The sequence below is a fragment of the Pseudomonas sp. 9Ag genome, assembly GCF_902506445.1.
GTDB lineage: Bacteria > Pseudomonadota > Gammaproteobacteria > Pseudomonadales > Pseudomonadaceae > Stutzerimonas > Stutzerimonas stutzeri_AB.
In genome coordinates, this window is record NZ_LR733836.1 from 2837906 (window position 1) to 2861859 (window position 23954).

Genomic DNA, 23954 nt, shown 5'->3' on the forward strand with positions numbered 1-23954 from the left:
CGGCCAAGCAGATCGTGTTGACTGCAGACTTAAACACCAACCCACCCCGCATCGCGACTCAAGGTATGCAAGTCGAGGATGACGCGAGCCCGGCTAGCGCCCTCCTCTCCGACTTCGTAATTCAGGCTGTCCCAATGCAAGCGCCAGCCACTTGCCTGGATTGCGTTGAGATACGCCAGCAGATCGAAATAGCCACCTTCCAGCGTCAGGCGCAGGCCGTGGCGGTAGAACACCACCGGCGGCGTCTTCTGTTCTTTGTTATCAGCCGTTACCGCTGAAGGCACAGCAAGGGGCCCGCTCGAACTCTGCAGGGCGACCAGTTTCAGCTTGGCCTGGTTGCGCAAGAGATCCTGCAGCAGCGCCTTCATCCGTGCCGGTGATATCAGCGTGCTGGTTTCCAGATCAATGCGCTGCAACAGGTTGTCGTGGCTGGTCTGAGCGGCCGCCAAGGCCTGGCGGTAGCTCAGGTTCGGATCAGCCGCGAGCTTGGCCTGGATTTCGAGGATGCTGTTGTCGGCCGCGAGGAGACGGGTATGCGCGTCCTGTTGCCGACTGCCTTCGGCCGCGATGCGCAAGCCCAGCGGCTCGGCGATCAGCAGGACGTAGAGCATGATCAGCAGTGCCAACCCGACGCCGTAGGTCAGCCATTGCTCACGCGGCGCCAGGGCCTGCCAATGCTGGATGAGCTTATTCATCGTCCTGCTCCGTCACGGCTTGCGAGGACAAGCGGAATTGCAGCAGATCGCTGTCGTCGCGCTGAATCTCGAACCGGGCAAACGCTCGCCCGCTAAACGCGCTGCTTTGGCCCAGACTCTGCAAATAGAGCGGAAGAAGTTCCTGATCCTGCGTCAGCCCCAGCAGTGCCATCTCATCCCCTCCCGCCTGCAGGCGAATCTGCGTCAGCCACAGCCCGTGCGGCGGGTGGCGATCAGCCAAACCCTGCAGCAACGCCGAGAAGCCGCTGCTGCGCTGCGCATCGAGCGTTTTAAGATGGTCGGCCAGTCGTTGCAGTTCGCGGTTCTCGGCTTCGCGCGCGGCCAGCTGCAGCGGAAGCCGCGGATCGAGTGTCGGCTCGCGGAAATCCGCTTTGACCACGTCTAGCCGGGCCTCAGCCTGCGCGGCCTGTTGTTCGGCAACTACGGCCGCTTGGCCGGCGGCATGCAGCTGCCAACCCTGCCATGCGCCATGGATCGCCAGCACTGCGATAACCGTTATGGCGCCAAGCAGCATATGCCTGGGCCGTGGTCCGCCGCCGCTACGGCGCTCGCGTTGATAGAGGTTGATGTTCTGCATCAGACTTCATCCTGACGCAGGGCGGCGCCGACCGCGCCGATACAGAAGGCCTGGCTCGATTCGGAGAGTTCGGCCGCCGGTTGACCCGGGAACAGCTCGCGCAGATCCATCCGTTGCAGATTGACTGCCAACCCGGCCGCCAGCGCCTGGTGGGTCCGCTCACCGTCCTGTTTCATCGGCAGCAGCAGTAGGCGGCTGATATAGCCTTTGCCCAGTTGGCTTTCGTAATAATCAAGCGAGCGTTGGATTTCCAGGGTCATGCTGGACAAGTCCTGCTCGGCACGCGCCAGGCCGTGTTCGATACGCCGCGCCATGTAGAGTTCGGCGCCATTCTGCACACTAATCAAGCCTTCGCTGGTGCGCAGGCGCAACAGCGCCAGATTGATGGCATCGGCGCCGGCCAGCAGCCCTAGGTTGCGAAAGGCCATCTCGGTGATATCAATGCTTGCCAAGGTCAGGCCGGCCTGCTGAACGAGCGAGCGAAACTCGTTCATCCGGGACTTTTTCAGCACCACGCAATAGACCATGCGCGTGCGGCCACGGTAGGCATCTTCAGGAAGGCTGAAGCAATCGATGACAACGTCTTCAAGCGGTTCGCTGAGCAGATCCTTGACGCGCCAGCGCATGGCGTCACGCAGCTCTTCGGCCGGAACCTCGGGCGCTTCCAGCAGGAACATCTGATAAGCCGAAGGGTGCAGCAGGAGATTCACCGGCATACCGCTCAGGCCATGGTCGGCAACGACTTGCCTGAGCAACTCGGCTTGCGCCTCCGGCTGACCTTCGAGGTAGTCGCAACGCAGCAACTGTGGTGCCTCGCCGTCAGCGCGCCGAACCTGCGCGAGCGCGACGCCTTGCGGCGCGAATTCGAGGCCCAGCAGCCCGGCTGCAGCGGCTTTGCGACGCTTGAAAAATAGCCCCATCAGGGAAGGCACTCCTGCCGCTTCGCGACTTGCACAACTGTAAACACGAGACGGAACACACTCACCCAGCCTGATATCAGATTGCCACCCTTGCCGCGGGAAGCCTAACAAAATGCGTTGCCCAGTCCAATCACCGTCACCCGTGCACGCTTCAGATGGAGCCGCGCCGGAAAAGTGACCTTTTCGGCAACGCCGCTACGCCTGCAGCAACAGGCGTACCAGAAAGCTGGATAATTTTTGACAGAGACGATCGACCGACGGGTGGTGACCTAAAACAACCGCAACTGCTCGAAGCCGCTACGCAGGTCAATCAGGCGAACCCCGACACCAATCAGCCGCACCGGTCGCTTGCCACGGGCGAAGGCGCCTGCCAGAAGATCGGAATAGTCTTCAAGCTCCAGTCCGGCCCCGGACTGTTCGAGGGTCGTCTGGGTGAAGTCATGGAACTTCAGCTTCACGAAAGGCTTGCCGGGACGGTAGCCACTATCGAGTCGGGCCATTCTGCCGGCGAGCTGCTCGAGCAGCTCCGGGAGGCACTCAAGGCAGGCGGCGAGGTCAGGCAAGTCGCGCTCGTACGTGTTCTCGACGCTGACCGATTGGCGCCGGCTCTCGACCTGAACCAGGCGCTCGTCGACGCCATGCGCCAGCCCCCAGAGCCGCTCACCGAACGAGCCGAAATCCCGAACCAGATCAAGGCGCCTCCAGCTGCGCAGGTCAGCGCAGGTGTGAATACCCATGCGCTTCAGCTTCTCCGCCGTCACTCGGCCGACACCATGGAGTTTGGTGACCGGCAGTGCGAGTACGAAGTCGTCCACCTGATCCGGGGTAATCACGAACAGTCCGTCCGGCTTGTTCCAATCGCTGGCGATCTTCGCCAGAAACTTGTTGGGCGCGACGCCTGCCGACACCGTGATGCGCAGCTGCTGCCAGACTCGCCGGCGGATGTCCTGAGCGATACGCGTGGCACTGCCGGCAAAATGCTCGCAGCCACTCACATCGAGAAAGGCCTCGTCGAGCGACAGGGGTTCGATGAGATCGGTGTAGGTTCGAAAGATCCCGTGGATTTCGCGGGACGCTTCCTTATAGGCATCCATCCGGGGCCGCACAATCAGCAGATCCGGACAGAGCTTCAGCGCATGTCCGGAGGCCATCGCCGAGCGAACGCCGTATGCGCGAGCTTCGTAGTTGCAGGTTGCAATCACGCCGCGCCGATCAGCCAAGCCACCGACCGCTATGGGCCGGTTGGCGAGGCTGGGATCGTCACGCATTTCGATCGCGGCATAGAAGCAATCGCAATCGACATGGATGATTTTTCTGGACGGGCTAACGGTAGGAAACTCGTGAGTGGACTGAAACGCCGCGCCTCTTGCACAAGGTCATCAAGAGCGAAGCGGGCCGCCCGACATTATGGCCGATCCGGGCGGCGACGAGGATATGGCGGGGATGAGCGGATAAGCGAGGCGTCAACCTGAGAACCGTCCAGAAAAATTAGCTGCTTGCCCTTCAAACAGAGTAATTACCCAACTGAGCAAGCCACTCACACGGCAAACCGACCAGAGGTAAGACGCACGAAAGCGCTGCGCTAGAGGCTACGCCAACGCTTGCACGCCCGGCGGCAGGGGCTATCCACGAACAATTTCCGGGCTACCGAGTCGGATTTTAAGAGGTAGAGCAGCAAACACTTCCAAGCTACCCGGAGGATGACCGATGAAGACCTTGAGTATTGCCACTGCCGTTTTCACCAGCCTGCTTGCGACCGGCGCCATGGCCAATCAGGAAGCCATGCAGGACGACGACCTTGGCTTATCCAGCACCGCCCAGGGCAGCGCGATGAACGAAAACCACCAGCGCGCCAATACGGCGAACATCAAGAATGATCCCAAGACCCTCGAGCAGAAAATGGAAAACGAGGTGCAGGACGACTGGCGCGGCGATGCCGAGGAACGTCGCGAGGCAGACGTCAGCAAGCCAGAACAGCGCTGACCGGTACAGGCATCAGAGTTCGAGGGGATAAGGCTGAACCAACGCCTTGCCGTACCCCTCGACGAACTCGCCCGGCATGCGTTTGGGCTTGCCGGTGGACAGCTGGATGCAGACGAACGTGGTTTGCGCACGCAGCAGCGTCACCTGGTCTGCTGTCCTGATCAACTGGAAATTACGCTTCATCTTCAGGCGCTGATCAGAGTCCACGATCCAGGTGCCGAGCTGCAATTGATCGCCCTTATACGCAGCAGCCACATAGTCGATCTCGTGCCGCAGCACGGCCATCGCGCGATCCAGACGGCGATAATCCTCCAACCCCAGCCCTAGGTTCTGTGAATGCCGCCAGGCGCATGTTTCCAGCCAGGTCACATACACCGCATTGTTAGCGTGGCCGAGCTCGTCGATGTGCTCGGATTGCACCTCAATGTCGATGACGAATGCGTCCGCCTGGTCCCAGATCATGCATACCCTCGCTGTGCAGTGCGCCGCCTATGCGGCCGTATCGCCTATTGGAAGCCACACACGGATGATTGTCACGCGTACTGCGGACATCTATGACGAGCCATTCAGCATGACGGTTCACTTCAGATTGATGACGCTGCGCTGAATTACAGGCAAAACAAAAAGGGTCATTTCGTGAGAAATGACCCTTCGGTGCCCAAACCGGGCAAAAAAATGGCGTCCCCTAGGGGACTCGAACCCCTGTTACCGCCGTGAAAGGGCGGTGTCCTAGGCCACTAGACGAAGGGGACGAAACCTTCGATGAACAGACCGTAAGTCGCTACGTTCTGTCGTGGATTGGTGGAGCTAGACGGGATCGAACCGTCGACCTCTTGCATGCCATGCAAGCGCTCTCCCAGCTGAGCTATAGCCCCGGATTTAACGTCTCTCGACTCGCCTCGCTTTCGCGTTGCGATTTTAATAATGGCGTCCCCTAGGGGACTCGAACCCCTGTTACCGCCGTGAAAGGGCGGTGTCCTAGGCCACTAGACGAAGGGGACGCAAAGCCCTTCAAAGGCAACCGGCGTGAACCGGTGTGGCAATCGAGATTGGTGGAGCTAGACGGGATCGAACCGTCGACCTCTTGCATGCCATGCAAGCGCTCTCCCAGCTGAGCTATAGCCCCATCTCGAGGACGGGGCGCATATTAGGTGTGGCCTCTCGGAGTGTCAACGATATTTTTGCCTGACCCCGAAGATTTTTTGGCATCAGAACAAATACTTACCGGCGACGAGTGGCAAGCGGCGGACAACTGCGGCGCAGCGCCAACCGCCGCCCATGAAGCAATCGCGGGTCAGCCCATCGCAGCGAAGAGCTTCTCCCACTCCTTCACTTCCTTCTTCGAGGCGCCGCCCAACAACTCCAGCGCCTGACGCAGGCGGAAGCGGGTCAGGTCTGGCCCGATGATTTCCATGGCGTCGAGTACCGACACGGAGCTGGCCTGGCCAGTGATCGAGGCGAACATCAAGGGCATGACATCGCGCAGCTTCAATTCGAGATGCCCCCCAACCGCCTGGATGCACTCGGTAATGCGCTCTTTGTCCCACTGACGCAGCGCTTCCAGCTTCCACAGCGTCAGCTGCAGCACCTGACGGACCTGGGTGCCGTCGAGCTTTTTGTGCTCGAACAAGGCCGGATCGAGCGTCAATGCGCCGGAGAAAAAGAACCCTGCCAATGGCGCGATCTGACTGAAGGTCTCGACACGCTGCTGCACATGGGGCGCAATCTTCATCATGTAGTCAGGGTTGAATGCCCACTTCTGCACCTCGTGTGCGAACTGCTCGACCGGCAGCTCGCGCAGCCACTGACCATTGAGCCAGGACAGCTTCTCGACGTCGAAAATCGGCCCACCCAAAGAGACGCGGTTGATGTCGAAGTGCTCGATCATTTCCGCCAGGGTGAATTTTTCGCGTTCGTCCGGCATCGACCAACCCATGCGGCCCAGGTAGTTGAGCATCGCTTCGGGCATGAAGCCCATGCGCTCGTAGAAGGTCACCGAGGTCGGATTCTTGCGCTTGGAAAGCTTGCTCTTGTCCGGGTTGCGCAGCAGCGGCATATAGCAGAGCTGCGGCTGTTCCCAACCGAAATACTCGTACAGCTTGATCAGTTTCGGCGCCGATGGCAGCCACTCCTCGCCGCGTAGCACATGGGTGATGCCCATCAGGTGGTCGTCAACGACGTTGGCCAGGAAGTAGGTCGGCAGGCCATCAGCCTTCATCAGCACCTGCATGTCCATGCGATCCCAGCCGATCTCGACCGTCCCGCGCAGCATGTCATTGACCTGACACACGCCCTCGCTCGGGACCTTCATGCGGATCACGTGCGACTCGCCTGCCGCGATACGCTGTTGCGAGGTCTCGGCCGAAATATTCATGCAGTGGCCGTCGTAGCGCGGCGTTTCCTTGTTCGCCATCTGCTCGGCACGGACCTGATCCAGACGCTCGGCACTGCAGAAGCAGGGAAAGGCATGGCCCTTGGCGACCAGCTCGTCGGAGTACTTCTTGTAGATCTCGCCGCGCTCGCTCTGCCGATAGGGGCCGTGCGGGCCGCCCACGTCCGGGCCTTCGTCCCACTCGATACCCAACCAGCGCAGCGCGTCATAGATCTGTTGTTCCGACTCACGCGTGGAGCGCAACTGGTCCGTGTCTTCAATGCGCAGGATGAACTGGCCGCCGTGCTGGCGTGCGAAGCAGAGATTGAACAACGCGATATAAGCGGTGCCGACGTGTGGATCGCCGGTGGGAGATGGTGCGATGCGGGTGCGAACGGTGGTCATGATGTTCTCGAATCAAGGCACAAGAAGACACGGCGGCTGCGATAACCGGCTCGGTCGGCTGAGTCAGCGCGTGTAAAGGCGCGATGTTAGCAGGCGTGCCTCTACCGGCTCCACCAGACGACCCTCGACAACCGGCAGCGATTGCATCAGGAAGTCGAGAAAGGCCTTGACCTTCATCGCCTGAAATCGACGCGTTGGGTACACCGCATAGACCTCTCCGGTCGGTAATAAGACGTCGGGCAAGAGCTCCACCAGATGCCCATCACGCACCTCCTGATCAGTGATCATGGTTGGCAATGCCGCGATACCGGCGCCGGCCAAGGCCGCTTCGCGGGCGAAGGTGATGTTGTTGCAGGTCAACACGCGACGGCAGCTGATGTTCCGCTCGGTGATGGGCCAATAGCGAACCGGATCGCGCGACAGCGTGATCGCACGATGACTGGCCAGGTCCTCAACTTGCATCGGCACACCATGCCGAGCCAGATAGTCTGGGCTTGCGCAAAGTCGACGCCGCGTCTCGAATAGCTTGCGCGCGATCAACGTTGAATCCTGCGGTTGTCCGACCGATATGGCGATATCCACGCCCTCCTCCACGGGATCGACCGGCCTTGAGGCCAACTCGACCTCAGCGTTGATATCCGGATACAGGCGCATGAATTCCCCCAGCACCCGTCCCAGAATCCACTGACCAACCTCAATCGGCGCGGTGATCCGCAGCAAACCTGCCGGTGCCTGCTGAAGCTGCATCACCGTCTGCTCGGCCTCGGCAAAGTCGAGCATGATCTGCCGGCAGCGCTCGTAGTAGGCCTGGCCGACTTCGGTCAGGCGCAAACGCCTTGTGGTGCGGTGGATAAGCCGAACACCGAGTCGCTCTTCGAGCTGGACGATGCGCCGGCTCACAGTGGATTTCTGCATTCCTAGGCTTGTGGCCGCTTGAGTGAAACTGTGGCACTCCACCACCCGGGTGAAAATCAACGCGTCGTCCAGGCCCATCCATTGTTCCTTATACGCAACAAAGTTTAGCGATTGTAACGGCTTATTACAGAACCGGAACACTGATAGATTGCCCGGCTCACTTACCGGCCAAGAGCGACGACATGCCCGCCAAGCTGAAACGCCGACTGTTCATTTTCATTGCCCTGGTCCTGCTGGTGGCGGCTGCCTTTTTCGCTCACTGGTACTTTGTTGGCCGCTATTACGAGCACACCGACAATGCTTATGTGCAAGGTGAGATCACGCGTGTATCCAGCCAGCTTCCTGCCCGTATCGAACAGGTTCACGTTCAGGACAATCAGCATGTGAAACCCGGAGACCTGCTGGTGACGCTGGAACCGGGCGATTTCCGCCTGGCACTCGAGCAAGCCCGAGCCAACCTCGCCATCCGTGAGGCAGAACTCGCCCAGGCGCGAAGCCGACTGGCACAGCAGAGCAGCACAATCGCTGCCAGCCAGGCGTCGGTCGGCGCGGCTCAGGCCAATCTCGAACGGAGCCAGATGGACCTGTCGCGGGTCGAAGCGCTACGTAAGCCCGGCTTCATCTCGGAGGAACGTGTCACTACGCTCTCTGCAGACGCAAAGGTCGCCCGCTCCCAACGGCAAAAGGCTGAAGCTGATCTGACAGCTCAGCGCCAGCAGGTGGAGGCCCTGGATGCTGACGTCAAGCGTCTGCAAGCGCAGATCGCCAGCGCTCAAGCTGAAATCGAGCAAGCCGAGCTCAACCTGAGCCGCACGGAAATCCGCTCGCCCATCAGCGGCATCGTCGGCCAGCGGTCGGCGCGCAGCGGCCAGTATGTGCCTGTCGGCGCGTACCTGATGTCCATCGTTCCCGACGAGGAGATCTGGGTGCAGGCCAACTTCAAGGAAACCCAGATTGGCCCAATGCAGGAAGGCCAGCGCGCAGAGCTGACCTTCGACAGCTATCCCGATACGCCTATCGAAGGCCGTGTCGAAAGCTTGTCTCCCGCATCCGGCGCTCAGTTCAGCTTGCTGCCGCCTGACAACGCCACCGGTAACTTCACCAAAGTGGTTCAACGCATCCCCGTCAAAGTGACCTTCGCCAGCGACAACCCGCTCAAGGGCCGCATCCGCCCCGGCATGTCGGTGGATGTGAAGATCGATATCCGTGGCCGCTGATGCGCTGATTCGGCCGGTTGGCGAGCCCAGCCGGCGTGACTGGATTGCCGTGATGAGCGTCATGCTGGGTGCGTTCATGGCGGTACTGGATATTCAGATCACCAACTCTTCGCTGAAGGACATCCAAGGCGCGTTGTCCGCCACGCTGGAGGAAGGCTCCTGGATTTCGACGTCCTATCTGGTCGCGGAAATCATCATGATTCCGCTCACGGCCTGGCTGGTGCAATTGCTCTCGGCGCGCCGGCTGGCGGTATGGGTGTCGATTGGTTTTCTGATCTCCTCCCTGCTCTGCTCCTTCGCCTGGAACCTCGAGAGCATGATCGTGTTTCGAGCGATGCAGGGCTTTACCGGCGGCGCGCTGATTCCGCTGGCCTTTACCCTGACGCTGATCAAACTGCCCGACCACCACCGCGCCAAAGGCATGGCACTGTTCGCCATCACGGCGACCTTTGCACCCTCGATCGGCCCGACTTTGGGAGGCTGGCTCACCGAGAGCTGGGGCTGGGAATACATCTTCTACATCAACGTGCCGCCCGGCCTGCTGATGATCGCGGGCCTGCTGTACGGCCTGGAAAAGAAGCCACCGCACTGGGAGCTGCTCAAGAGCACGGACTACGCAGGCATCGTCACCCTGGCCATGGGGCTGGGTTGTCTGCAGGTATTTCTCGAGGAAGGCCATCGCAAGGACTGGCTGGAGTCGACCCTGATCGTCCAACTGGGCTCGGTGGCCGTGGTCAGCCTGATCCTTTTTGTGATCCTGCAGCTATCGCGCCCCAACCCGCTGATCAACCTCGGCATTCTGCGCGAGCGCAACTTCGGCCTGACCAGCATCGCCAGCCTGGGCATGGGACTCGGGCTTTACGGATCGATCTATCTGCTGCCGCTGTACCTGGCGCAGATTCAGAACTACAACGCGCTGCAGATCGGCCAGGTGATCATGTGGATGGGCATTCCGCAGCTGTTCCTGATTCCGCTGGTGCCCAAGCTGATGAAGATCATTCCGCCGAAGCTGCTCTGCGCAGCGGGGTTCGCCCTCTTTGGCATATCCAGCTTTGCCTCCGGTGCGCTCAATCCCGACTTCGGCGGCGATCAGTTCCACCCGATCCAGATCGTTCGCGCGCTCGGCCAGCCAATGATCATGGTAACCATCTCGTTGATCGCCACCGCCTACATCCAGCCGCAGGATGCCGGCTCCGCCTCCAGCCTGTTCAACATCCTGCGCAACCTCGGCGGCGCCATCGGCATCGCCCTGCTCGCCACCCTGCTGGACAGCCGCGGCAAGGTTTACTTCGACTACCTGCGAGAATCCATCGTACCCAACAACCCGGCAGTAGCCGAACGCCTGACTGCACTGACCCAACAGCTGGGGAGCGAGCAGGCGGCGTTGGGACGAATCAGCGAGATCGTGCATCAGCAAGCCATGATCATGGCGTACAACGATGCCTTCCACTTCGTCGGTATTGCCTTGGCGGTCAGCATGGTCGCGGTACTGCTGACGCGTCATCTGCCCGAGAACATGAAGGGTGGCGCCGCGCACTGACCTCGGGGGCGCCATGGAAAGGAGCAGATAAACTTGACGCAGCAGGACTGCAAGCCCGCACCGCGGCGCCGGCTTAGGCACATCAGAACCTGCGCTGAGCGCCAGCCATCAAACCTGCAGCAAGCGCTCACGCAGCTTGTGGATTTCGTCGCGGGTCTGCGCGGCGGCCTCGAATTCCAGGTCGCGCGCATAGGCGAGCATCTTTTCCTCCAGCTGGCGAATCCGCTTGGTGATTTCGCTCGGCGAGCGTAGCTCGTTTTCGTAGCGCGCCGCTTCCTCTGCTGCCTTCGCCTCGCCACGGCGTTTTTTACTGCGCGAGCCTGGCACAGTGGCGCCTTCGAGAATGTCCTTCACATCCTTGAAAACCCCTTGCGGAACGATGCCATGCGCCTCGTTGAAGGCGATCTGCTTGTTGCGACGGCGCTCGGTTTCGCCAATGGCTCGCTCCATGGAGCCGGTCATATTGTCGGCATAAAGGATGGCGCGCCCGTTGAGGTTACGGGCCGCGCGACCGATGGTCTGGATCAAAGAGCGCTCGGAACGCAGGAAGCCCTCCTTGTCGGCGTCGAGGATCGCCACCAGCGACACCTCGGGCATGTCCAAACCTTCGCGCAGCAGGTTGATGCCCACCAACACATCGAACACACCCAGGCGCAGGTCGCGGATGATCTCAACCCGCTCCACGGTATCGATGTCCGAGTGCAGATAACGCACCCGCACGCCGTGGTCGCCGAGGTAGTCAGTGAGGTCTTCAGCCATGCGCTTGGTCAGCGTCGTGACCAGCACCCGCTCTTCTTCCTTGACCACACACTTGTTGATTTCCGAGAGCAGATCGTCGACCTGAGTCAGGGCCGGCCGCACCTCGATCTGCGGGTCCACCAGGCCCGTAGGACGCACCACCTGCTCGATCACCCGACCGGCGTGTTCCGCCTCATAGGGCCCCGGAGTGGCGGAGACGAAAATCGTCTGCGGGCTTATTGCCTCCCACTCATCGAAACGCATCGGCCGATTATCAAGAGCCGAGGGCAACCGAAACCCGTACTCGACCAGCGTTTCCTTGCGCGAACGGTCGCCTTTGTACATGGCGCCGACCTGCGGCACGCTGACGTGGGACTCGTCGATCACGAGCAACGCATCGGCCGGCAGGTAATCGTAGAGGGTCGGTGGCGCTTCGCCGGAGGCTCGACCCGACAGATAGCGAGAGTAGTTCTCGATGCCGTTGCAGTAGCCCAGCTCCATGATCATTTCCAGATCGAAACGGGTGCGCTGCTCCAGCCGCTGCGCCTCTACCAGCTTGTTATTGCTACGCAGGTAGTCGAGGCGATCTTTCAGCTCCGCCTTGATGTTCTCGATGGCGTCCAGCAGCGTTTCCCGCGGCGTGACGTAGTGGCTCTTGGGATAAAAAGTGAAGCGCGGCAGCTTGCGGATGACCTCGCCAGTCAGCGGGTCGAACGCAGACAGGCTCTCCACCTCATCGTCGAACAGCTCGATACGCACCGCTTCCAGATCCGATTCGGCCGGATAGACATCGATCACATCGCCACGCACGCGAAAGGTCGCACGGGCGAAATCCATTTCATTGCGGGTGTACTGCAGACCGGTGAGTCTGCGCAGCAGCTCACGCTGATCCAGACGATCGCCTCGATCGATGTGGAGCACCATTTTCAGGTAGGTTTCGGGGCTACCCAGACCGTAGATGCAGGACACTGTGGTCACGATGATCGCGTCCGACCGCTCCAGCAGCGCCTTGGTCGCTGATAAACGCATCTGCTCGATATGGTCATTGATCGACGCATCCTTCTCGATGAAGGTATCGGACGACGGTACATAGGCTTCCGGCTGGTAGTAATCGTAGTAAGAGACGAAATACTCCACCGCATTGTTCGGGAAGAAGGCCTTGAACTCCCCATAGAGCTGGGCTGCCAACGTCTTGTTTGGCGCAAGCACCAGCGTGGGCCGCTGCACGTGGGCGATCACGTTGGCGATGCTGAAGGTCTTGCCGGACCCCGTTACACCCAGCAACGTCTGGTGCGACAAGCCGGCCTCGATGCCTTCGATCATCTGCCGAATGGCTTCAGGCTGGTCTCCGGCTGGCTTGAAGCGCGTGACCAATTCGAACTGCGACATATCGACCTCTTCAGATAGCGAGACGACTCGAAACATGAATATTCGAGCCGCTATGGCGGTGTTTCCAGACGTGCAACGTGCTGCTGGCAACGCGGCGCACAGCAACCACAACCCCTTTCAATGCGGGCTCGCCCAGCGATATCAAGTGCTAGGGCGACGAGCAGGCAAGGCCATGAAAAATCGCGGCCTCCGCTGGGCTTAAACCGACAGAAAAACCGCCCTAGCATATCGCGACGCAAGCCTAGTCCCGTTATACTCTTGCCCCGTTTGCGCACCGCCCTCAGCGCGAAGCGAGGGTGCTGCATCAGTCACCTCCTCTCTTCGAGCCTCCCCATCATGAGTTTGTTCTCCGCTGTCGAAATGGCGCCGCGCGATCCGATCCTCGGCCTCAATGAAGCCTTCAATGCCGACACGCGGCAGAACAAGGTCAACCTGGGGGTGGGCGTCTACTACAACGAAGAAGGTCGGATTCCCCTGCTGCGCGCTGTCGCTGCCGCCGAGATGGCGCGACTGGAGCTGAACGCACCACGTGGCTACCTGCCGATCGAAGGTATCGCCAGCTACGACATGGCCGTGCAAGGCCTGTTGTTCGGTGCCGACTCGGCGTTGGTTGCCGATGGCCGCGTGGTCACCACCCAGGCACTGGGCGGCACCGGCGCACTCAAGATCGGCGCGGACTTCCTCAAGCGCATGTTGCCCGATGCGGTCGTGGCCATTACAAACCCAAGCTGGGAAAACCATCGCGCACTGTTCGAGGCCGCCGGCTTTCCTGTGCAGAATTACAGCTATTACGACGCGGCCAGCCATGGCATCGACCGGGCTGGCATGCTCGAAGATCTGAACAGCCTGCCGCCCCGCTCCATCGTCGTTCTGCATGCCTGCTGCCACAACCCGACCGGTGTCGATCTGCAGCCGGAAGACTGGAAGCAGATCCTCGAAGTACTCCGCGCCAACGACCATGTACCCTTTATCGACATCGCCTATCAGGGCTTCGGTGACAACATCGAAGAGGACGCTGCTGCAGTGCGCCTTTTCGCCGAATCAGGCATGAGCTTCTTCGTCTCCAGCTCCTTCTCCAAGTCGTTCTCGCTGTATGGAGAACGCGTCGGCGCGCTGTCGATGGTGACTCAGAGCCGCGACGAATCAGCCCGCGTACTCTCGCAGATCAAGCGAGTGATCCGCACCAACTACTCCAACCCCCCGACCCATGGCGCCACGGTGGTGTCCGCCGTGCTCAACAGCCCGGAATTGCGGGCCATGTGGGAGACCGAACTCGGCGAGATGCGCACCCGAATCCAGGACATGCGCCTGACCATGGTGCGCCAGCTGGCTGAAAAAGGCGCCAAGCAGGATTTCAGCTTTGTCGCCAAACAACGCGGAATGTTCTCTTACTCAGGACTCACGGCCGCTCAGGTCGAGCGCCTGCGCGTCGAATTCGGCGTATACGCGATCGGCACCGGCCGCATCTGCGCCGCGGCACTGAACCATGGCAATCTGGACCATGTAACCGACGCCATCGTGCAGGTCCTGTAACTGGCGAGGGGTTGACTTCCCCTTAGTTATCATTAGGATACGCACCGCTGTTCCGCGATAGCTCAGTCGGTAGAGCAAATGACTGTTAATCATTGGGTCCCTGGTTCGAGTCCAGGTCGCGGAGCCAACTTCAAAGCCTCAGACGATTGTCTGGGGCTTTTTTGTATCACCCGGACTCTCGCCAGGGACGCTGTCCCAGGTTATTCGGCTCACTCAGCCTCACGGAGCCGCGCCGAAGCGCGTTCTGCTGCGCAGTCGAGTCCAGGTCGCGGAGCCAACTTCGAAGCCTCAGACGATTGTCTGGGGCTTTTTTGTATCCGCTGCACCCTCACCAGGGACGCTGTCCCAGGTTATTCGCTTCGCTCACATTCACGGAGCCGCGCCGAAGCGCGCTCTCCTGGCAGGCCACATACGCCGCGGAGTCGACGTCAAAGCATCAGATGAGAACCAGGCGCTTTTCGCCTTCGTACGACAGTAATCAGTTACGAGAACAGCCTGTAGGAGCCAGCTTGCTGGCGAACCGAGCTCAACGCTTGCTTCGCGACGGCATAGACACTGATCGCAGGTACGCTCGCCCCTACAAAGGGCATGCCCCGCAAACCATTTCGAACACCATGACAACTCTGAAAACAAAAACGCCCCGCATCTGCGGGGCGTTTGGTTGGCGCGGAGCAGTTACTCCTTGGTCGCCTCGATAGCTTCTTCGACCGCTTCCGGCGGAGGCGTTGCCTCAGCCTTCTCGTCTTTGATACCCAGCAGCTCCAGGTCGAAGACCAGAACGGAGTTGGCCGGGATCAGCGGGCTCGGGCTCTGCTCGCCATAGGCAAGCTCGCTCGGAATATACAGCTTGTACTTCTCACCTACGTGCATCAGTTGCAGTCCTTCGACCCAACCTGGAATCACGCCACCAACAGGCAGATCGATCGGCGTGCCACGCTTGATGGAGCTGTCGAAGACCGTACCGTCAGTCAGGGTGCCTTCGTAGTGAACAGTGACGACATCGTCCGGACCCGGCTGGGCGCCGTCGGATTCTTTGATCACTTCATACTGCAGGCCAGACTCAGTGGTCTTCACGCCTTCACGCTTGGCATTTTCTTCGAGGAACTTCTTGCCGGCGCTAACCGCCTCCTTGTTCATCTCGACCATGCGCTCTTCGGCACGAGTCTGCAGGTAAGCGAAGGCTTCCATCAGTTCTTCATCGGTCAGCTGCTGGTCTTTCTTGCCGAGCGCATCATCGATGCCTTGCGCGACGGCTGTCGAATCCAGATCAGCCAGGCCTTCCTGCGCCAGGCTCTTGCCCATATTCAGGCCGATGCCGTAGGAGGCTTTCTGCGCCGGCGTTTCCAGCTTAGCGCTGGTTTCCGAATCACAGCCCGCCAGGACCAGGCCAACCAGGGCTATCGCCGACGCCAAACGTTGAGGTCTCATTCTGTTTCCTTATTACCCAAGAAGTGGTGCAAAAACATTGCCGGAGCTTAGCAGCGAGCTCGGGCAGTGGCTACCGAGCACACCGCGCTAATAGGTAAAGACAGTGAAAAGCACAGAAGTGCCGCACGAAACGACGAAACAGATGAAGGGAAAAATCGAGGACAAAAAAAAGCGACCCTAAGGTCGCTTTTTTCGAGCTATCAAGGCGTTCAGTGGTCCTTGATGGCAAATTTGGCGCAGCGGACGGGACTCGAACCCGCGACCCCCGGCGTGACAGGCCGGTATTCTAACCGACTGAACTACCGCTGCGCTAAACCTCGAGTGGTGGGTGATGACGGGATCGAACCGCCGACCCTCTGCTTGTAAGGCAGATGCTCTCCCAGCTGAGCTAATCACCCGTTTGCTCTCGAAGTGGGGCGCATTCTAGAGATGGATCTGGACCTTGGCAACCCCCTTTTGAAAAAAAAATTGAAGAACTTACAAAGACTTAGGAATCCCTCGGTTTAAGGGGCGTTTTTGTGGTTTCCATCGGCATTGCCCTTGCGCAGGGTTGGCCTGCGTTCGCCGGAGGGGAATAATGCGCGCTTTGCTTTTACCGGAGTTTCAAATCGCCATGTGGTTTCGCAACCTGCTCGTCTACCGTCTCACCCAGAACGTCCCTTTCGATGTCGAGACACTTGAAACCGCATTGGCCGCCAAGCCCGCGCGCCCCTGCGCCAGCCAGGAACTCAGCACCTACGGTTTCGTCGCGCCCTTCGGCAAAGGTGAGGATGCACCGCTGGTACATGCCAGCCAGGGCTTTCTGCTGATCTCCACCCGCAAGGAGGAGCGCATCCTGCCCGGCAGCGTGGTCAAGGACGCGCTGAAGGAAAAGGTAGACGAGATCGAAAACGAGCAGATGCGCAAGGTCTACAAGAAGGAGCGCGAGCAGCTCAAGGACGACATCATCCAGGCTTTCCTGCCTCGCGCATTCATTCGCAAGTCCGGTACCTTCGCAGCCATCGCGCCGGAGCAAGGTCTGATCCTGGTGGATGCTTCCAGCCCGAAGCGCGCCGAAGATCTGCTTTCCACGCTGCGTGAAGCCATTGGTTCGCTACCGGTTCGCCCGCTGACCGTGAAAATTGCCCCATCGGCCACCATGACCGACTGGGTCAAGACGCAGAAAGCCGCGGACGACTTCTTTGTCCTCGACGAGTGCGAGCTGCGCGATACCCATGAAGATGGCGGCGTTGTGCGCTGCAAGCGCCAGGACCTCACCAGCGATGAAATCCAACAGCACCTGGAAGTCGGCAAGCAGGTGACGCAGCTGTCGCTGGGCTGGCAGGACAAGCTGTCCTTCGTGCTGGATGACAAGATGGTGATCAAGCGTCTGCGCTTCGAAGAGCTGCTGCAGGATCAGGCCGAGCAGGACGGTGGCGACGACGACCTCGGCCAGCAGGACGCCAGCTTCTTGCTGATGATGCTGACCTTCAAGGAGTTCCTCCCGGCGCTGTTCGAAGCCCTGGGTGGTGAGGAGATTCCGCAGGGCATCTGATCGGCCTTGTGCGCCGCCGGTTGAGACTGGCGGCTTAGACGCACGTTGATATGCCGAACCGGGCCGGGCCCATTGCCCGGACCATCGCATCGTGGACAATAGCGCCAGCTGAGGACGACCTCAGGCTGCACCACTCACCGGGGACGGCCCCACCCAATCACCGTCCTGCCGAGGTGCATATGTCCTGGATCATTCTGTTTCTTGCCGGCCTGTTCGAAATCGGCTGGGCTGTCGGGCTGAAATACACCGATGGCTTCACCCGTCCCCTTCCCACGCTGCTGACCATTGCGGCAATGGCCGCTAGTCTGGGCCTGCTCGGGCTCGCCATGAAAACGTTGCCACTGGGCACCGCCTATGCCGTGTGGACCGGGGTGGGCGCAGTTGGAACGGTGATCGCCGGCATCATCCTGTTCGGCGAATCGATGAGCCTGCTTCGTCTGGGTAGCGTGCTGCTGATCTGCATTGGCCTGCTTGGCCTGAAGCTCAGTCATTGAATGCACCAGGACGACTGGCGACAGAGACCGGTCGGATACAACAGCACTGGCGGGATATGCCCCCGCGGGCCGGGCCAGTCAATACGGCCGCTTCCCAGCCACCCAATGCCGCGGCTGAAGCGTTGCGACATGACGCTGCCGCTAGCGACTCCCCGCCGCGTAATACCGAGGCAGATGCCCAAGCATAGAGGCCGTCCACCACAGAGAGCTTAGGAACAAGCCTCTGCACGAGCTCCCAACCATACCGCTCGTCATAAAAGCGTCGATAAACAAGCGAATCGACATTTATCTGTCACGACCAACTTCTAGGATTGATGAAGCTCCAGGACTGATTCGCAGTAGCTGCCGCCTAGCAGACCTGCGCAGCCGCCCAGTCAGGAGCGACACGCATACAAAATCCATGGAGAGATTAAATGTTCAAGTGCAAGCCCCTCGCAGCCGCCATCATCGCGATTCTGGCCACCCAGGCACACGCCGCAGACAATAGCGCAGAACAGAATCAGTCCGGTGCGGACAACATTGTGGAAGTCACCCAGACTGGCGGTCAGGACAACATTTCCTATCAGGCCCAGACCGGCGAGGCCAACGACGGCATGGTGACCCAGACCGGGGCCACAATGTCCGACGCCGTGCAAACCCAGGCAGGCAACCAGAACTTCGCTGACATCGTCCAGACCACGACCGAGCAGAGTGAAGCAATCCAGCTGCAGGACGGCGAGAACCATGACGCGAGCATCATTCAGAGCGACTCCTTCGGCGCCACCGCCCGCCAGTACCAGCAGGGCAGCTTCAACACGGCATACACCGAACAGACCGCCGCTGACCTGAGCACCGCCGTGATCGACCAGGACGGCAGCGACAACTTTGCCGAGTCCATTCAGAGCAGCACAGAGCTAAGCGTTTCGGAGCAGCGCCAGGTCGGCAATGAGAACGTCTCGCTGGTCTGGCAGGAAGGCGGCGCGCGCAATGATGGCGTGGTCAATCAGGAAGGCAACGGCAACGAAGCGACCGTCTACCAGATGAACGCCTCTGACTCCATCGCCGATATCGACCAGCAAGGTGATCTGCAGGTCGCGTCCGTTACGCAGGGAGGCACCGATCACAGCGCAGATATCGAGTCCAACGGACTGCAGAACGAAGCCTACATCGACCAGAGCGGCTCGCTGCAGACCGCATCGATCTACCAGGACGGCACCGCAAACAGCGCCGACATCTTCCAGGTAGGCGATGGAAACACCGCCAGCACCGAGCAAACCGGGGACAACAACTATGCCATCGTCGATCAAGACGGCAGCATGCAAACCGCTTCGCTGCAGCAGGCTGGTGAATACAACGAGGCCTATATCACTCAGCAAGGCACCGATCACCTGATCGATTTCGCCCAGGACGGCACCGACAACCTGCTCACCGTGACCCAAACCGGAAATGGCAACGAGCTGACCGGCTCCAGCTACGGCGACAACAACCGCGTGGATGTCCTGCAGGGCGGCGACCTCAACGTGGCTGACATTCAGCAGATCTACGGCTCAGACAACGAGGTCAGCCTGACACAGACGGGCGAAGCCAATCTGGCGCAGGTCATGCAGGGTGGTGTCGGCAACCAGGCGATGCTGACCCAGAGCAGCATGGGCGACTCGGCAATCGTGTCGCAGATGGGTTCTGGCAACATGGCCACCGTGACTCAACAGTAATGTGTATGGCGGCCGGTCCCAGGTCGGCCGCCACACACCTTCGGTACGCCACAGACTGCTGGAATGCCGTAACCGAACGGTTCAGATCAAACCTGACCGGCAGCCTTGGCTGCGGCTTCCCTTACCGCATCAGCACTCGTCGGCCGCACCACCCGCGACAATTCCTGCCCAAGGCGGACGAATACCAGCGTTGGCCATAATTTGACCCGGTAGCTGCGCCCGAGCGGCCGCCCCTGGCCATCTTCGATCTTGATGTGGTTGACCTGCGGAAAATCAGCCAGCGCCCGCTCGACATGCGGCTCCGCGGAACGGCAATGCCCGCACCAATTGGTGCCAAAGTCGAGCACTGTTATCCCGTCCAGCGAATCGACCTCGGAACGTGTGATGGTTTCTGTCTTGTATAAGTCGGCCATGCTTCATCTCCGATCCTGTTCTCTTAATCGACCCCGACTCGACGCGAGCGATCCATGCCCTTGCTTGAGCACGCTGAGATGCATGACGCCTTAACCCTTGGTGCCCTGAATGCAGACACTTGCTGCCTAGCGCCGGTCGCCACGTAACAGACTGACTTGCGCCTGTAGCTGCTCACGACTGGCTTCGCTGGCGGCGACAGGCGAACTGGCGACCAGATCTACCTGCGACCAGATCCGCCGGAAGAAGCCTTTATCCGGATCGCGACTGAAAAAGCTGCCCCACAGCCCTCGCAGGGCCATCGGCACCACGGGCACAGGATTGGCCTCGAGGATGCGCTCGACTCCCGCCTTGAACTCGTTGATCTCGCCGTCGGTGGTGAGCTTGCCTTCGGGGAAGATGCACACCACTTCGCCATTGCTGAGGTAGCGACTGACGCGCTCAAACGCCTGGGTGTAGATCGTCTCGTCTTCGTGTCGCGCAGCGATGGGCACTGCGCCTGCCGTGCGAAAGATGAAGTTCAACACAGGGATGCGGAAGATCTTGTAGTACATCACGAAGCGAACGGGTCGGCGCACCGCCCCGGCAATCAACAGCGCATCAACGAAGGACACGTGGTTGCAGACCAGTACCGCCGGCCCCTCATCTGGGATCGCATCAAGTCCTTGCTGGCGCATCCTATACATGGAGTGGCCGAGCAGCCAGACCATGAAGCGCATGCTGAATTCCGGCACGATGCTGAAGATATAGGCGCTCACGGCCACGTTCATCAGCGACACCACGAGAAACAGCTGCGGAATCGACAGCCCCACGACACTCAGCAGCAAGATCGCCACAATCGCAGAAATGACCATCAGCAGCGCATTGAGAATATTGTTTGCCGCCACCACCCGCGCCCGCTCGTGCTCAGCGGTGCGCGACTGAATGAGCGCATACAGCGGCACGATATAAAATCCGCCGAATACACCGATCCCCAGCACCGAGGCGAGAATCCACCAGGCCTGCCCGATACTCAGCAGCGTTAGCCAGTCGTGAGGCACTGCAGCCTGCGGAAAGTCGCCCGAACACCACCACAGCAGCAGACCGAACAGCGTCAGACCAAAAGAGCCGAACGGCACCAGGCCGATCTCGACCTTGTGGCCGGAGAGCCGTTCGCAGAGCAGCGAACCGAGGGCGATGCCCACCGAGAAGACCGTCAGGATCAGCGTGACGACGGTTTCATCGCCATGCAGCAGATCCTTCGAATACGCCGGGATCTGCGTCAGATAGGTCGCGCCGAGAAACCAGAACCAGGAGTTACCAATCAGCGAGCGCGACACCGAGAGGCGCTGTCCCAGGCCCATGCGCAGGATCGCGCCGGTCTGACGAAACAGATTCCAGTCCATCTCGAGTGTCGGTAAGGACGCACCGGTCGCAGGCACGGCTCGGCTGGCGAGATAGCCGGCAACCGCTACCAGTAACACGCTGCCTGCTATCAGCTGCGCATACCCGTCGGTGGCCATCATGACGCCAGCCGTGATGGTGCCAGCAAGAATGGCCAGAAAAGTGCCCATCTCCACCAGCGCGTTGCCACCGACCAGCTCGTGATCCTCGAGCAGCTTGGGCAATACGGAATATTTGACCGGCCCGAACAGCGCGGACTGGGTGCCCATGCAGAACAGCACGGCCAGCAGCAACGGCAGGTTGCCGAGCAGCATGCCCGCGCCGCCAGCGAGCATGATGAAAATCTCACCGGCTTTGATTGCCCGGATCAGTCGCTCCTTGGCGTATTTCTCGCCAAGCTGGCCGCCCAGCGCCGAGAAAAGGAAGAACGGCAGGATGAACAGCAGCGCGCACAGGTTGATCAGCAGGCTGCTGTCAGCATTCGTGCCGATCTTGTAGAGGATCGCCAGGATCAGCGCCTGCTTGAACAGATTGTCGTTGAAGGCCCCCGACAGTTGCGTCAGGAAGAACGGCAGGAAGCGCCGCTTACCGAACAGAGTGAACTGGGAATGAGGCTTGGTCATCGATCCGCTTCCATGGAAAACATGTTGGCTATTTGAGCCTCCAGGGTCCGGCAAAGGCACAGCACTGCCACGCGCGTGTCGCGGACTGGGCGATACGTCACAGCGGCAACTGCCCGAACGCCCAGCGCAACAGAAAGAAGGCCAGCAACCCGCCCGCGATGGTCGCCAGCAGATTTCGGCTGAGGGCCGCGATCAGGATCGACAGCACGCCCGCCAACAGATAGGCGTTACGCCAGTCCAGCCACCATTCGCCTGCTGGCATCAGCATTCCTGGCACCACGATGGCGGTCAGCACCGCGACCGGCACGTAATGCAGCCCCTGCTCCACCAGGCGTGGAAAGCGCAGGTTGGGCCAGGCGAAGAAGCTGAATCGAGTCAGAAAGGTGATCGCCAACATTCCGAGAATAAGTAGCCAGATCTGCATCAGCACACCTCCGTTTGAAGCTGCCGCTCGGCCCGGCGCTCCAACCAGACACCCACGACAATGCCCGCCAGCGCGGCGGCGATCAGACCGAGCTTGTAGGGCAGCTCCCAGGTCAACAGCGCGACGACCGCTGCGACCAGCGCTGATGCCACCTGCGGGCGGGTGCGCATCATGGGTACGGCGATGCCGATAAAGGTGGCGATCATGGCGAAGTCCAAGCCCCAACTGGCAACGTTTGGCACAGCTTGGCCAAAGGCGATACCGGCCAGTGTCGCCAGCTGCCAGCTCAGGTACATGGTCAGCGCAGCACCGAAGAAGAACCAGTGCTTGTGCGGCGAAGCGTCATCGCGCGCATATCGATGCTGGATCACGGCGAAAGCTTCATCGGTCAGCCAGAACGCCAGCGGCACACGCCAACGGCCAGGAAGGTGTCGAACGAAGGGCTGCATCGAGGCGCTGTAGAGCGCGTGGCGCAGATTGACGACGAAGGTCGTGAGCAGCACCACCGCTGCCCCAACGCCACCGGTGATCAAGGTGATGGCAATGAACTGCGCCGAGCCGGCGAAGACCAGGGCAGACATGCCCATGGCCTGCCAGCCGGACAGCCCGGCACCTATGGCCAGGGTTCCGAAAATGATGCCGAAGGGAATCGCGCCGACGATAAGCGGCAGAATATCGCGGCAACCGTGCAAGAACTCTTGCGAGCGGGACATCGGGGCTCCTTAGGTATGCACCGCAAACGATGATGAGCTACGCACCGCCGTCGTGGCCGGAGCATAGGGAAGGTTGAAGACAGGCGGATGAACGCTGAAGCAGCGCTTCTGGAGGGGCCCAACATTACCCCAAGTCGAGGCCCGAGGGCGATGGCCGGCACCTGAGGTGTTGATACCGGCCGAAATCCAAAAGTCGAACCGAACTCGGTCGGCCAGCTAGGGTTCAACGCATGCCGGTCTCCAGCAAACGCTTGACGGACGGCCAATCGCGGTCGGTGATGCTGTACAGCGCGGTGTCATCCAGGCGGCCGTCGGCGAGGCGGCGGTGATTGCGCAAAAGCCCCTCCCGCTGGGCTCCGAGCTTTTCGATGGCGCGCTGGGAGCGCAGATTGCTCACCGCGGTTTTCAGCTGCAGACGCACTAGCTGCCAGTCCTCGAAGGCATGCTTGAGCAACAGGTATTTGATCGCAGTATTGAGGCCGCTGCCATGCTCGGCCTTGTCCAGCCAGGTCCAGCCCAGTTCTGCGGCTGGCAGCGAAGGATTGAAATCAGCAAAGCGGGTGGTGCCAACAATGCGTCCGGCCATGCGCAGGGTGAAGACCACGGCACGACCCTGGTCCTGCTCGGCAAGCGCCAGGCGATACCAGTCGGGGCGCAAGGGCCCGCACAGGTAGATCAGTTCGTCGCGGTTGTGGTTGGCCAGTTCGACCAGGGCCGGGATATCGGCGTCCACCAGCGGCTCCAACCGCAGCGCTCCCCGCTGCAAGGTGACTGGCCCTGGCATGAACATCGCGGTTTCTCCTGACATGGATGGAATGAGGCGCTGCTGTTATCTCAGCGGCGACGGTAAGTGTGTCGAGCATGAATGACCAGCGCGGCACGACCAAGCGGACGTGCGCCTCGGTGGCTCGCTCCTGCTCAACGGCAATCGCGCGGTACTGACTCTGCA

At 60.5% G+C, this 23954-nt stretch carries 22 protein-coding genes and 7 tRNA genes; 9 read left to right on the forward strand and 20 right to left on the reverse strand.

Annotation, left to right across the window (positions count from 1 at the left end):
- Positions 1–29: 29 nt before the first annotated feature.
- From gspM to dinB, 4 genes are all read right to left on the reverse strand, one after another.
- Positions 30–695 (reverse strand): type II secretion system protein GspM, encoded by a 666-nt coding sequence (gene gspM / locus ALTERO38_RS12680; RefSeq protein ID WP_159968620.1) that lies wholly within the window; start codon positions 693–695, stop codon positions 30–32.
- Positions 688–1293 (reverse strand): PilN domain-containing protein, encoded by a 606-nt coding sequence (locus ALTERO38_RS12685; RefSeq protein ID WP_159968621.1) that lies wholly within the window; start codon positions 1291–1293, stop codon positions 688–690. Before ALTERO38_RS12685 ends, gspM begins: the two co-directional genes overlap by 8 nt.
- Positions 1293–2213 carry an MSHA biogenesis protein MshI gene (locus ALTERO38_RS12690; RefSeq protein ID WP_159968622.1) on the reverse strand — a complete coding sequence of 307 codons (921 nt, stop codon included), beginning with the start codon at positions 2211–2213 and terminating at the stop codon, positions 1293–1295. The genes ALTERO38_RS12685 and ALTERO38_RS12690 overlap by 1 nt, the downstream gene beginning before the upstream one ends.
- A 269-nt stretch (positions 2214–2482) precedes the next feature.
- Positions 2483–3523 carry a DNA polymerase IV gene (gene dinB / locus ALTERO38_RS12695; protein ID WP_102834703.1) on the reverse strand — a complete coding sequence of 347 codons (1041 nt, stop codon included), beginning with the start codon at positions 3521–3523 and terminating at the stop codon, positions 2483–2485.
- Positions 3524–3920: 397 nt separating this feature from the next.
- On the opposite strand from dinB, the gene ALTERO38_RS12700 reads away from it, so the two are divergent.
- Positions 3921–4196 (forward strand): hypothetical protein, encoded by a 276-nt coding sequence (locus tag ALTERO38_RS12700; RefSeq protein ID WP_148924811.1) that lies wholly within the window; start codon positions 3921–3923, stop codon positions 4194–4196.
- Between the two features lie 12 nt (positions 4197–4208).
- Here ALTERO38_RS12700 and ALTERO38_RS12705 read toward each other — a convergent pair whose 3' ends face one another.
- The gene (locus ALTERO38_RS12705; RefSeq protein ID WP_159968623.1) at positions 4209–4658 is read right to left on the reverse strand and encodes a thioesterase family protein; all 450 of its coding nucleotides are present in this window, start codon (positions 4656–4658) and stop codon (positions 4209–4211) included.
- Between ALTERO38_RS12705 and ALTERO38_RS12710 the strand changes: the two genes are divergently transcribed.
- Positions 4657–4803, forward strand: a complete 147-nt coding sequence (locus tag ALTERO38_RS12710) for a hypothetical protein (RefSeq protein WP_159968624.1) — start codon at positions 4657–4659, stop codon at positions 4801–4803. The two genes, ALTERO38_RS12705 and ALTERO38_RS12710, sit on opposite strands and share 2 nt — an antisense overlap.
- A gap of 69 nt (positions 4804–4872) precedes the next feature.
- Here the strand turns inward: ALTERO38_RS12710 and ALTERO38_RS12715 are convergent.
- The 6 genes from ALTERO38_RS12715 to ALTERO38_RS12740 form a co-directional block, all read right to left on the reverse strand.
- Positions 4873–4948, reverse strand: a tRNA-Glu gene (locus ALTERO38_RS12715).
- Positions 4949–4995: 47 nt separating this feature from the next.
- Positions 4996–5071: transfer RNA gene (locus ALTERO38_RS12720), tRNA-Ala, on the reverse strand.
- Positions 5072–5121: 50 nt separating this feature from the next.
- A tRNA-Glu gene (locus ALTERO38_RS12725) sits at positions 5122–5197 on the reverse strand.
- A 49-nt stretch (positions 5198–5246) separates the two neighbouring features.
- Positions 5247–5322, reverse strand: a tRNA-Ala gene (locus tag ALTERO38_RS12730).
- A gap of 168 nt (positions 5323–5490) precedes the next feature.
- The gene (gene gltX, locus ALTERO38_RS12735; RefSeq protein WP_148924809.1) at positions 5491–6972 is read right to left on the reverse strand and encodes a glutamate--tRNA ligase; all 1482 of its coding nucleotides are present in this window, start codon (positions 6970–6972) and stop codon (positions 5491–5493) included.
- Positions 6973–7035: 63 nt separating this feature from the next.
- On the reverse strand, positions 7036–7965 hold the full coding sequence (locus ALTERO38_RS12740; protein ID WP_159968625.1) for a LysR family transcriptional regulator: 930 nt from the start codon (positions 7963–7965) through the stop codon (positions 7036–7038).
- A gap of 104 nt (positions 7966–8069) precedes the next feature.
- Between ALTERO38_RS12740 and ALTERO38_RS12745 the strand changes: the two genes are divergently transcribed.
- Positions 8070–9104, forward strand: coding sequence for an HlyD family secretion protein (locus ALTERO38_RS12745; RefSeq protein WP_159968626.1), 1035 nt, complete (start codon positions 8070–8072; stop codon positions 9102–9104).
- 49 nt (positions 9105–9153) lie between these two features.
- On the forward strand, positions 9154–10644 hold the full coding sequence (locus ALTERO38_RS12750; protein ID WP_178114642.1) for an MDR family MFS transporter: 1491 nt from the start codon (positions 9154–9156) through the stop codon (positions 10642–10644).
- A gap of 108 nt (positions 10645–10752) precedes the next feature.
- On the opposite strand, the gene uvrB is transcribed toward ALTERO38_RS12750, so the two are convergent.
- Positions 10753–12771: an excinuclease ABC subunit UvrB gene (gene uvrB / locus ALTERO38_RS12755; RefSeq protein WP_159968628.1), complete on the reverse strand. Its 2019-nt coding sequence runs from the start codon at positions 12769–12771 to the stop codon at positions 10753–10755.
- A gap of 336 nt (positions 12772–13107) precedes the next feature.
- Here uvrB and ALTERO38_RS12760 point away from each other — a divergent pair, with 336 nt between their 5' ends.
- A complete protein-coding gene (locus ALTERO38_RS12760; RefSeq protein WP_159968629.1) occupies positions 13108–14304 on the forward strand; it encodes an amino acid aminotransferase in 1197 nt (398 codons plus the stop codon).
- A 51-nt stretch (positions 14305–14355) separates the two neighbouring features.
- Positions 14356–14431: transfer RNA gene (locus tag ALTERO38_RS12765), tRNA-Asn, on the forward strand.
- A gap of 548 nt (positions 14432–14979) precedes the next feature.
- Here the strand turns inward: ALTERO38_RS12765 and ALTERO38_RS12770 are convergent.
- From ALTERO38_RS12770 to ALTERO38_RS12780, 3 genes are all read right to left on the reverse strand, one after another.
- A complete protein-coding gene (locus ALTERO38_RS12770) occupies positions 14980–15732 on the reverse strand; it encodes an FKBP-type peptidyl-prolyl cis-trans isomerase (protein ID WP_178114585.1) in 753 nt (250 codons plus the stop codon).
- A 232-nt stretch (positions 15733–15964) separates the two neighbouring features.
- Positions 15965–16041: transfer RNA gene (locus ALTERO38_RS12775), tRNA-Asp, on the reverse strand.
- A 13-nt stretch (positions 16042–16054) separates the two neighbouring features.
- Positions 16055–16130, reverse strand: a tRNA-Val gene (locus ALTERO38_RS12780).
- 215 nt (positions 16131–16345) lie between these two features.
- Between ALTERO38_RS12780 and rdgC the strand changes: the two genes are divergently transcribed.
- The 3 genes from rdgC (at position 16346) to ALTERO38_RS12795 (ending at position 19451) form a co-directional block, all read left to right on the forward strand.
- Positions 16346–17266, forward strand: coding sequence for a recombination-associated protein RdgC (gene rdgC, locus ALTERO38_RS12785; protein ID WP_159969703.1), 921 nt, complete (start codon positions 16346–16348; stop codon positions 17264–17266).
- 179 nt (positions 17267–17445) lie between these two features.
- Complete coding sequence (gene sugE, locus ALTERO38_RS12790; protein WP_102834713.1) at positions 17446–17760, forward strand: quaternary ammonium compound efflux SMR transporter SugE; 315 nt, start codon at positions 17446–17448, stop codon at positions 17758–17760.
- A 413-nt stretch (positions 17761–18173) separates the two neighbouring features.
- Entirely contained in the window at positions 18174–19451 is a 1278-nt protein-coding gene (locus tag ALTERO38_RS12795; RefSeq protein ID WP_159968630.1) for a hypothetical protein, read from the forward strand.
- Between the two features lie 86 nt (positions 19452–19537).
- Here ALTERO38_RS12795 and ALTERO38_RS12800 read toward each other — a convergent pair whose 3' ends face one another.
- The 5 genes from ALTERO38_RS12800 to ALTERO38_RS12820 form a co-directional block, all read right to left on the reverse strand.
- Entirely contained in the window at positions 19538–19864 is a 327-nt protein-coding gene (locus ALTERO38_RS12800; protein WP_148924803.1) for a thioredoxin family protein, read from the reverse strand.
- A gap of 126 nt (positions 19865–19990) precedes the next feature.
- The gene (locus ALTERO38_RS12805) at positions 19991–21868 is read right to left on the reverse strand and encodes an MFS transporter (RefSeq protein ID WP_159968631.1); all 1878 of its coding nucleotides are present in this window, start codon (positions 21866–21868) and stop codon (positions 19991–19993) included.
- A 97-nt stretch (positions 21869–21965) separates the two neighbouring features.
- A complete protein-coding gene (locus tag ALTERO38_RS12810) occupies positions 21966–22292 on the reverse strand; it encodes an AzlD domain-containing protein (RefSeq protein WP_148924801.1) in 327 nt (108 codons plus the stop codon).
- Positions 22292–23005 carry an AzlC family ABC transporter permease gene (locus ALTERO38_RS12815; RefSeq protein WP_102834718.1) on the reverse strand — a complete coding sequence of 238 codons (714 nt, stop codon included), beginning with the start codon at positions 23003–23005 and terminating at the stop codon, positions 22292–22294. Before ALTERO38_RS12815 ends, ALTERO38_RS12810 begins: the two co-directional genes overlap by 1 nt.
- A 223-nt stretch (positions 23006–23228) precedes the next feature.
- Positions 23229–23795 (reverse strand): GNAT family N-acetyltransferase, encoded by a 567-nt coding sequence (locus ALTERO38_RS12820; RefSeq protein ID WP_159968632.1) that lies wholly within the window; start codon positions 23793–23795, stop codon positions 23229–23231.
- Positions 23796–23954 lie beyond the last annotated feature (159 nt).

Bases quoted from the DNA above. Each gene is read 5' to 3' on its own strand.
- gspM (WP_159968620.1), bottom strand. From the start codon at position 695: ATGAATAAGCTCATCCAGCATTGGCAGGCCCTGGCGCCGCGTGAGCAA.
- ALTERO38_RS12685 (WP_159968621.1), bottom strand. From the start codon at position 1,293: ATGCAGAACATCAACCTCTATCAACGCGAGCGCCGTAGCGGCGGCGGA.
- ALTERO38_RS12690 (WP_159968622.1), bottom strand. From the start codon at position 2,213: ATGGGGCTATTTTTCAAGCGTCGCAAAGCCGCTGCAGCCGGGCTGCTG.
- ALTERO38_RS12700 (WP_148924811.1), top strand. From the start codon at position 3,921: ATGAAGACCTTGAGTATTGCCACTGCCGTTTTCACCAGCCTGCTTGCG.
- ALTERO38_RS12710 (WP_159968624.1), top strand. From the start codon at position 4,657: ATGCATACCCTCGCTGTGCAGTGCGCCGCCTATGCGGCCGTATCGCCT.
- ALTERO38_RS12705 (WP_159968623.1), bottom strand. From the start codon at position 4,658: ATGATCTGGGACCAGGCGGACGCATTCGTCATCGACATTGAGGTGCAA.
- gltX (WP_148924809.1), bottom strand. From the start codon at position 6,972: ATGACCACCGTTCGCACCCGCATCGCACCATCTCCCACCGGCGATCCA.
- ALTERO38_RS12740 (WP_159968625.1), bottom strand. From the start codon at position 7,965: ATGGGCCTGGACGACGCGTTGATTTTCACCCGGGTGGTGGAGTGCCAC.
- ALTERO38_RS12745 (WP_159968626.1), top strand. From the start codon at position 8,070: ATGCCCGCCAAGCTGAAACGCCGACTGTTCATTTTCATTGCCCTGGTC.
- uvrB (WP_159968628.1), bottom strand. From the start codon at position 12,771: ATGTCGCAGTTCGAATTGGTCACGCGCTTCAAGCCAGCCGGAGACCAG.
- ALTERO38_RS12760 (WP_159968629.1), top strand. From the start codon at position 13,108: ATGAGTTTGTTCTCCGCTGTCGAAATGGCGCCGCGCGATCCGATCCTC.
- ALTERO38_RS12770 (WP_178114585.1), bottom strand. From the start codon at position 15,732: ATGAGACCTCAACGTTTGGCGTCGGCGATAGCCCTGGTTGGCCTGGTC.
- rdgC (WP_159969703.1), top strand. From the start codon at position 16,346: ATGTGGTTTCGCAACCTGCTCGTCTACCGTCTCACCCAGAACGTCCCT.
- sugE (WP_102834713.1), top strand. From the start codon at position 17,446: ATGTCCTGGATCATTCTGTTTCTTGCCGGCCTGTTCGAAATCGGCTGG.
- ALTERO38_RS12795 (WP_159968630.1), top strand. From the start codon at position 18,174: ATGTTCAAGTGCAAGCCCCTCGCAGCCGCCATCATCGCGATTCTGGCC.
- ALTERO38_RS12800 (WP_148924803.1), bottom strand. From the start codon at position 19,864: ATGGCCGACTTATACAAGACAGAAACCATCACACGTTCCGAGGTCGAT.
- ALTERO38_RS12805 (WP_159968631.1), bottom strand. From the start codon at position 21,868: ATGACCAAGCCTCATTCCCAGTTCACTCTGTTCGGTAAGCGGCGCTTC.
- ALTERO38_RS12810 (WP_148924801.1), bottom strand. From the start codon at position 22,292: ATGCAGATCTGGCTACTTATTCTCGGAATGTTGGCGATCACCTTTCTG.
- ALTERO38_RS12815 (WP_102834718.1), bottom strand. From the start codon at position 23,005: ATGTCCCGCTCGCAAGAGTTCTTGCACGGTTGCCGCGATATTCTGCCG.
- ALTERO38_RS12820 (WP_159968632.1), bottom strand. From the start codon at position 23,795: ATGTTCATGCCAGGGCCAGTCACCTTGCAGCGGGGAGCGCTGCGGTTG.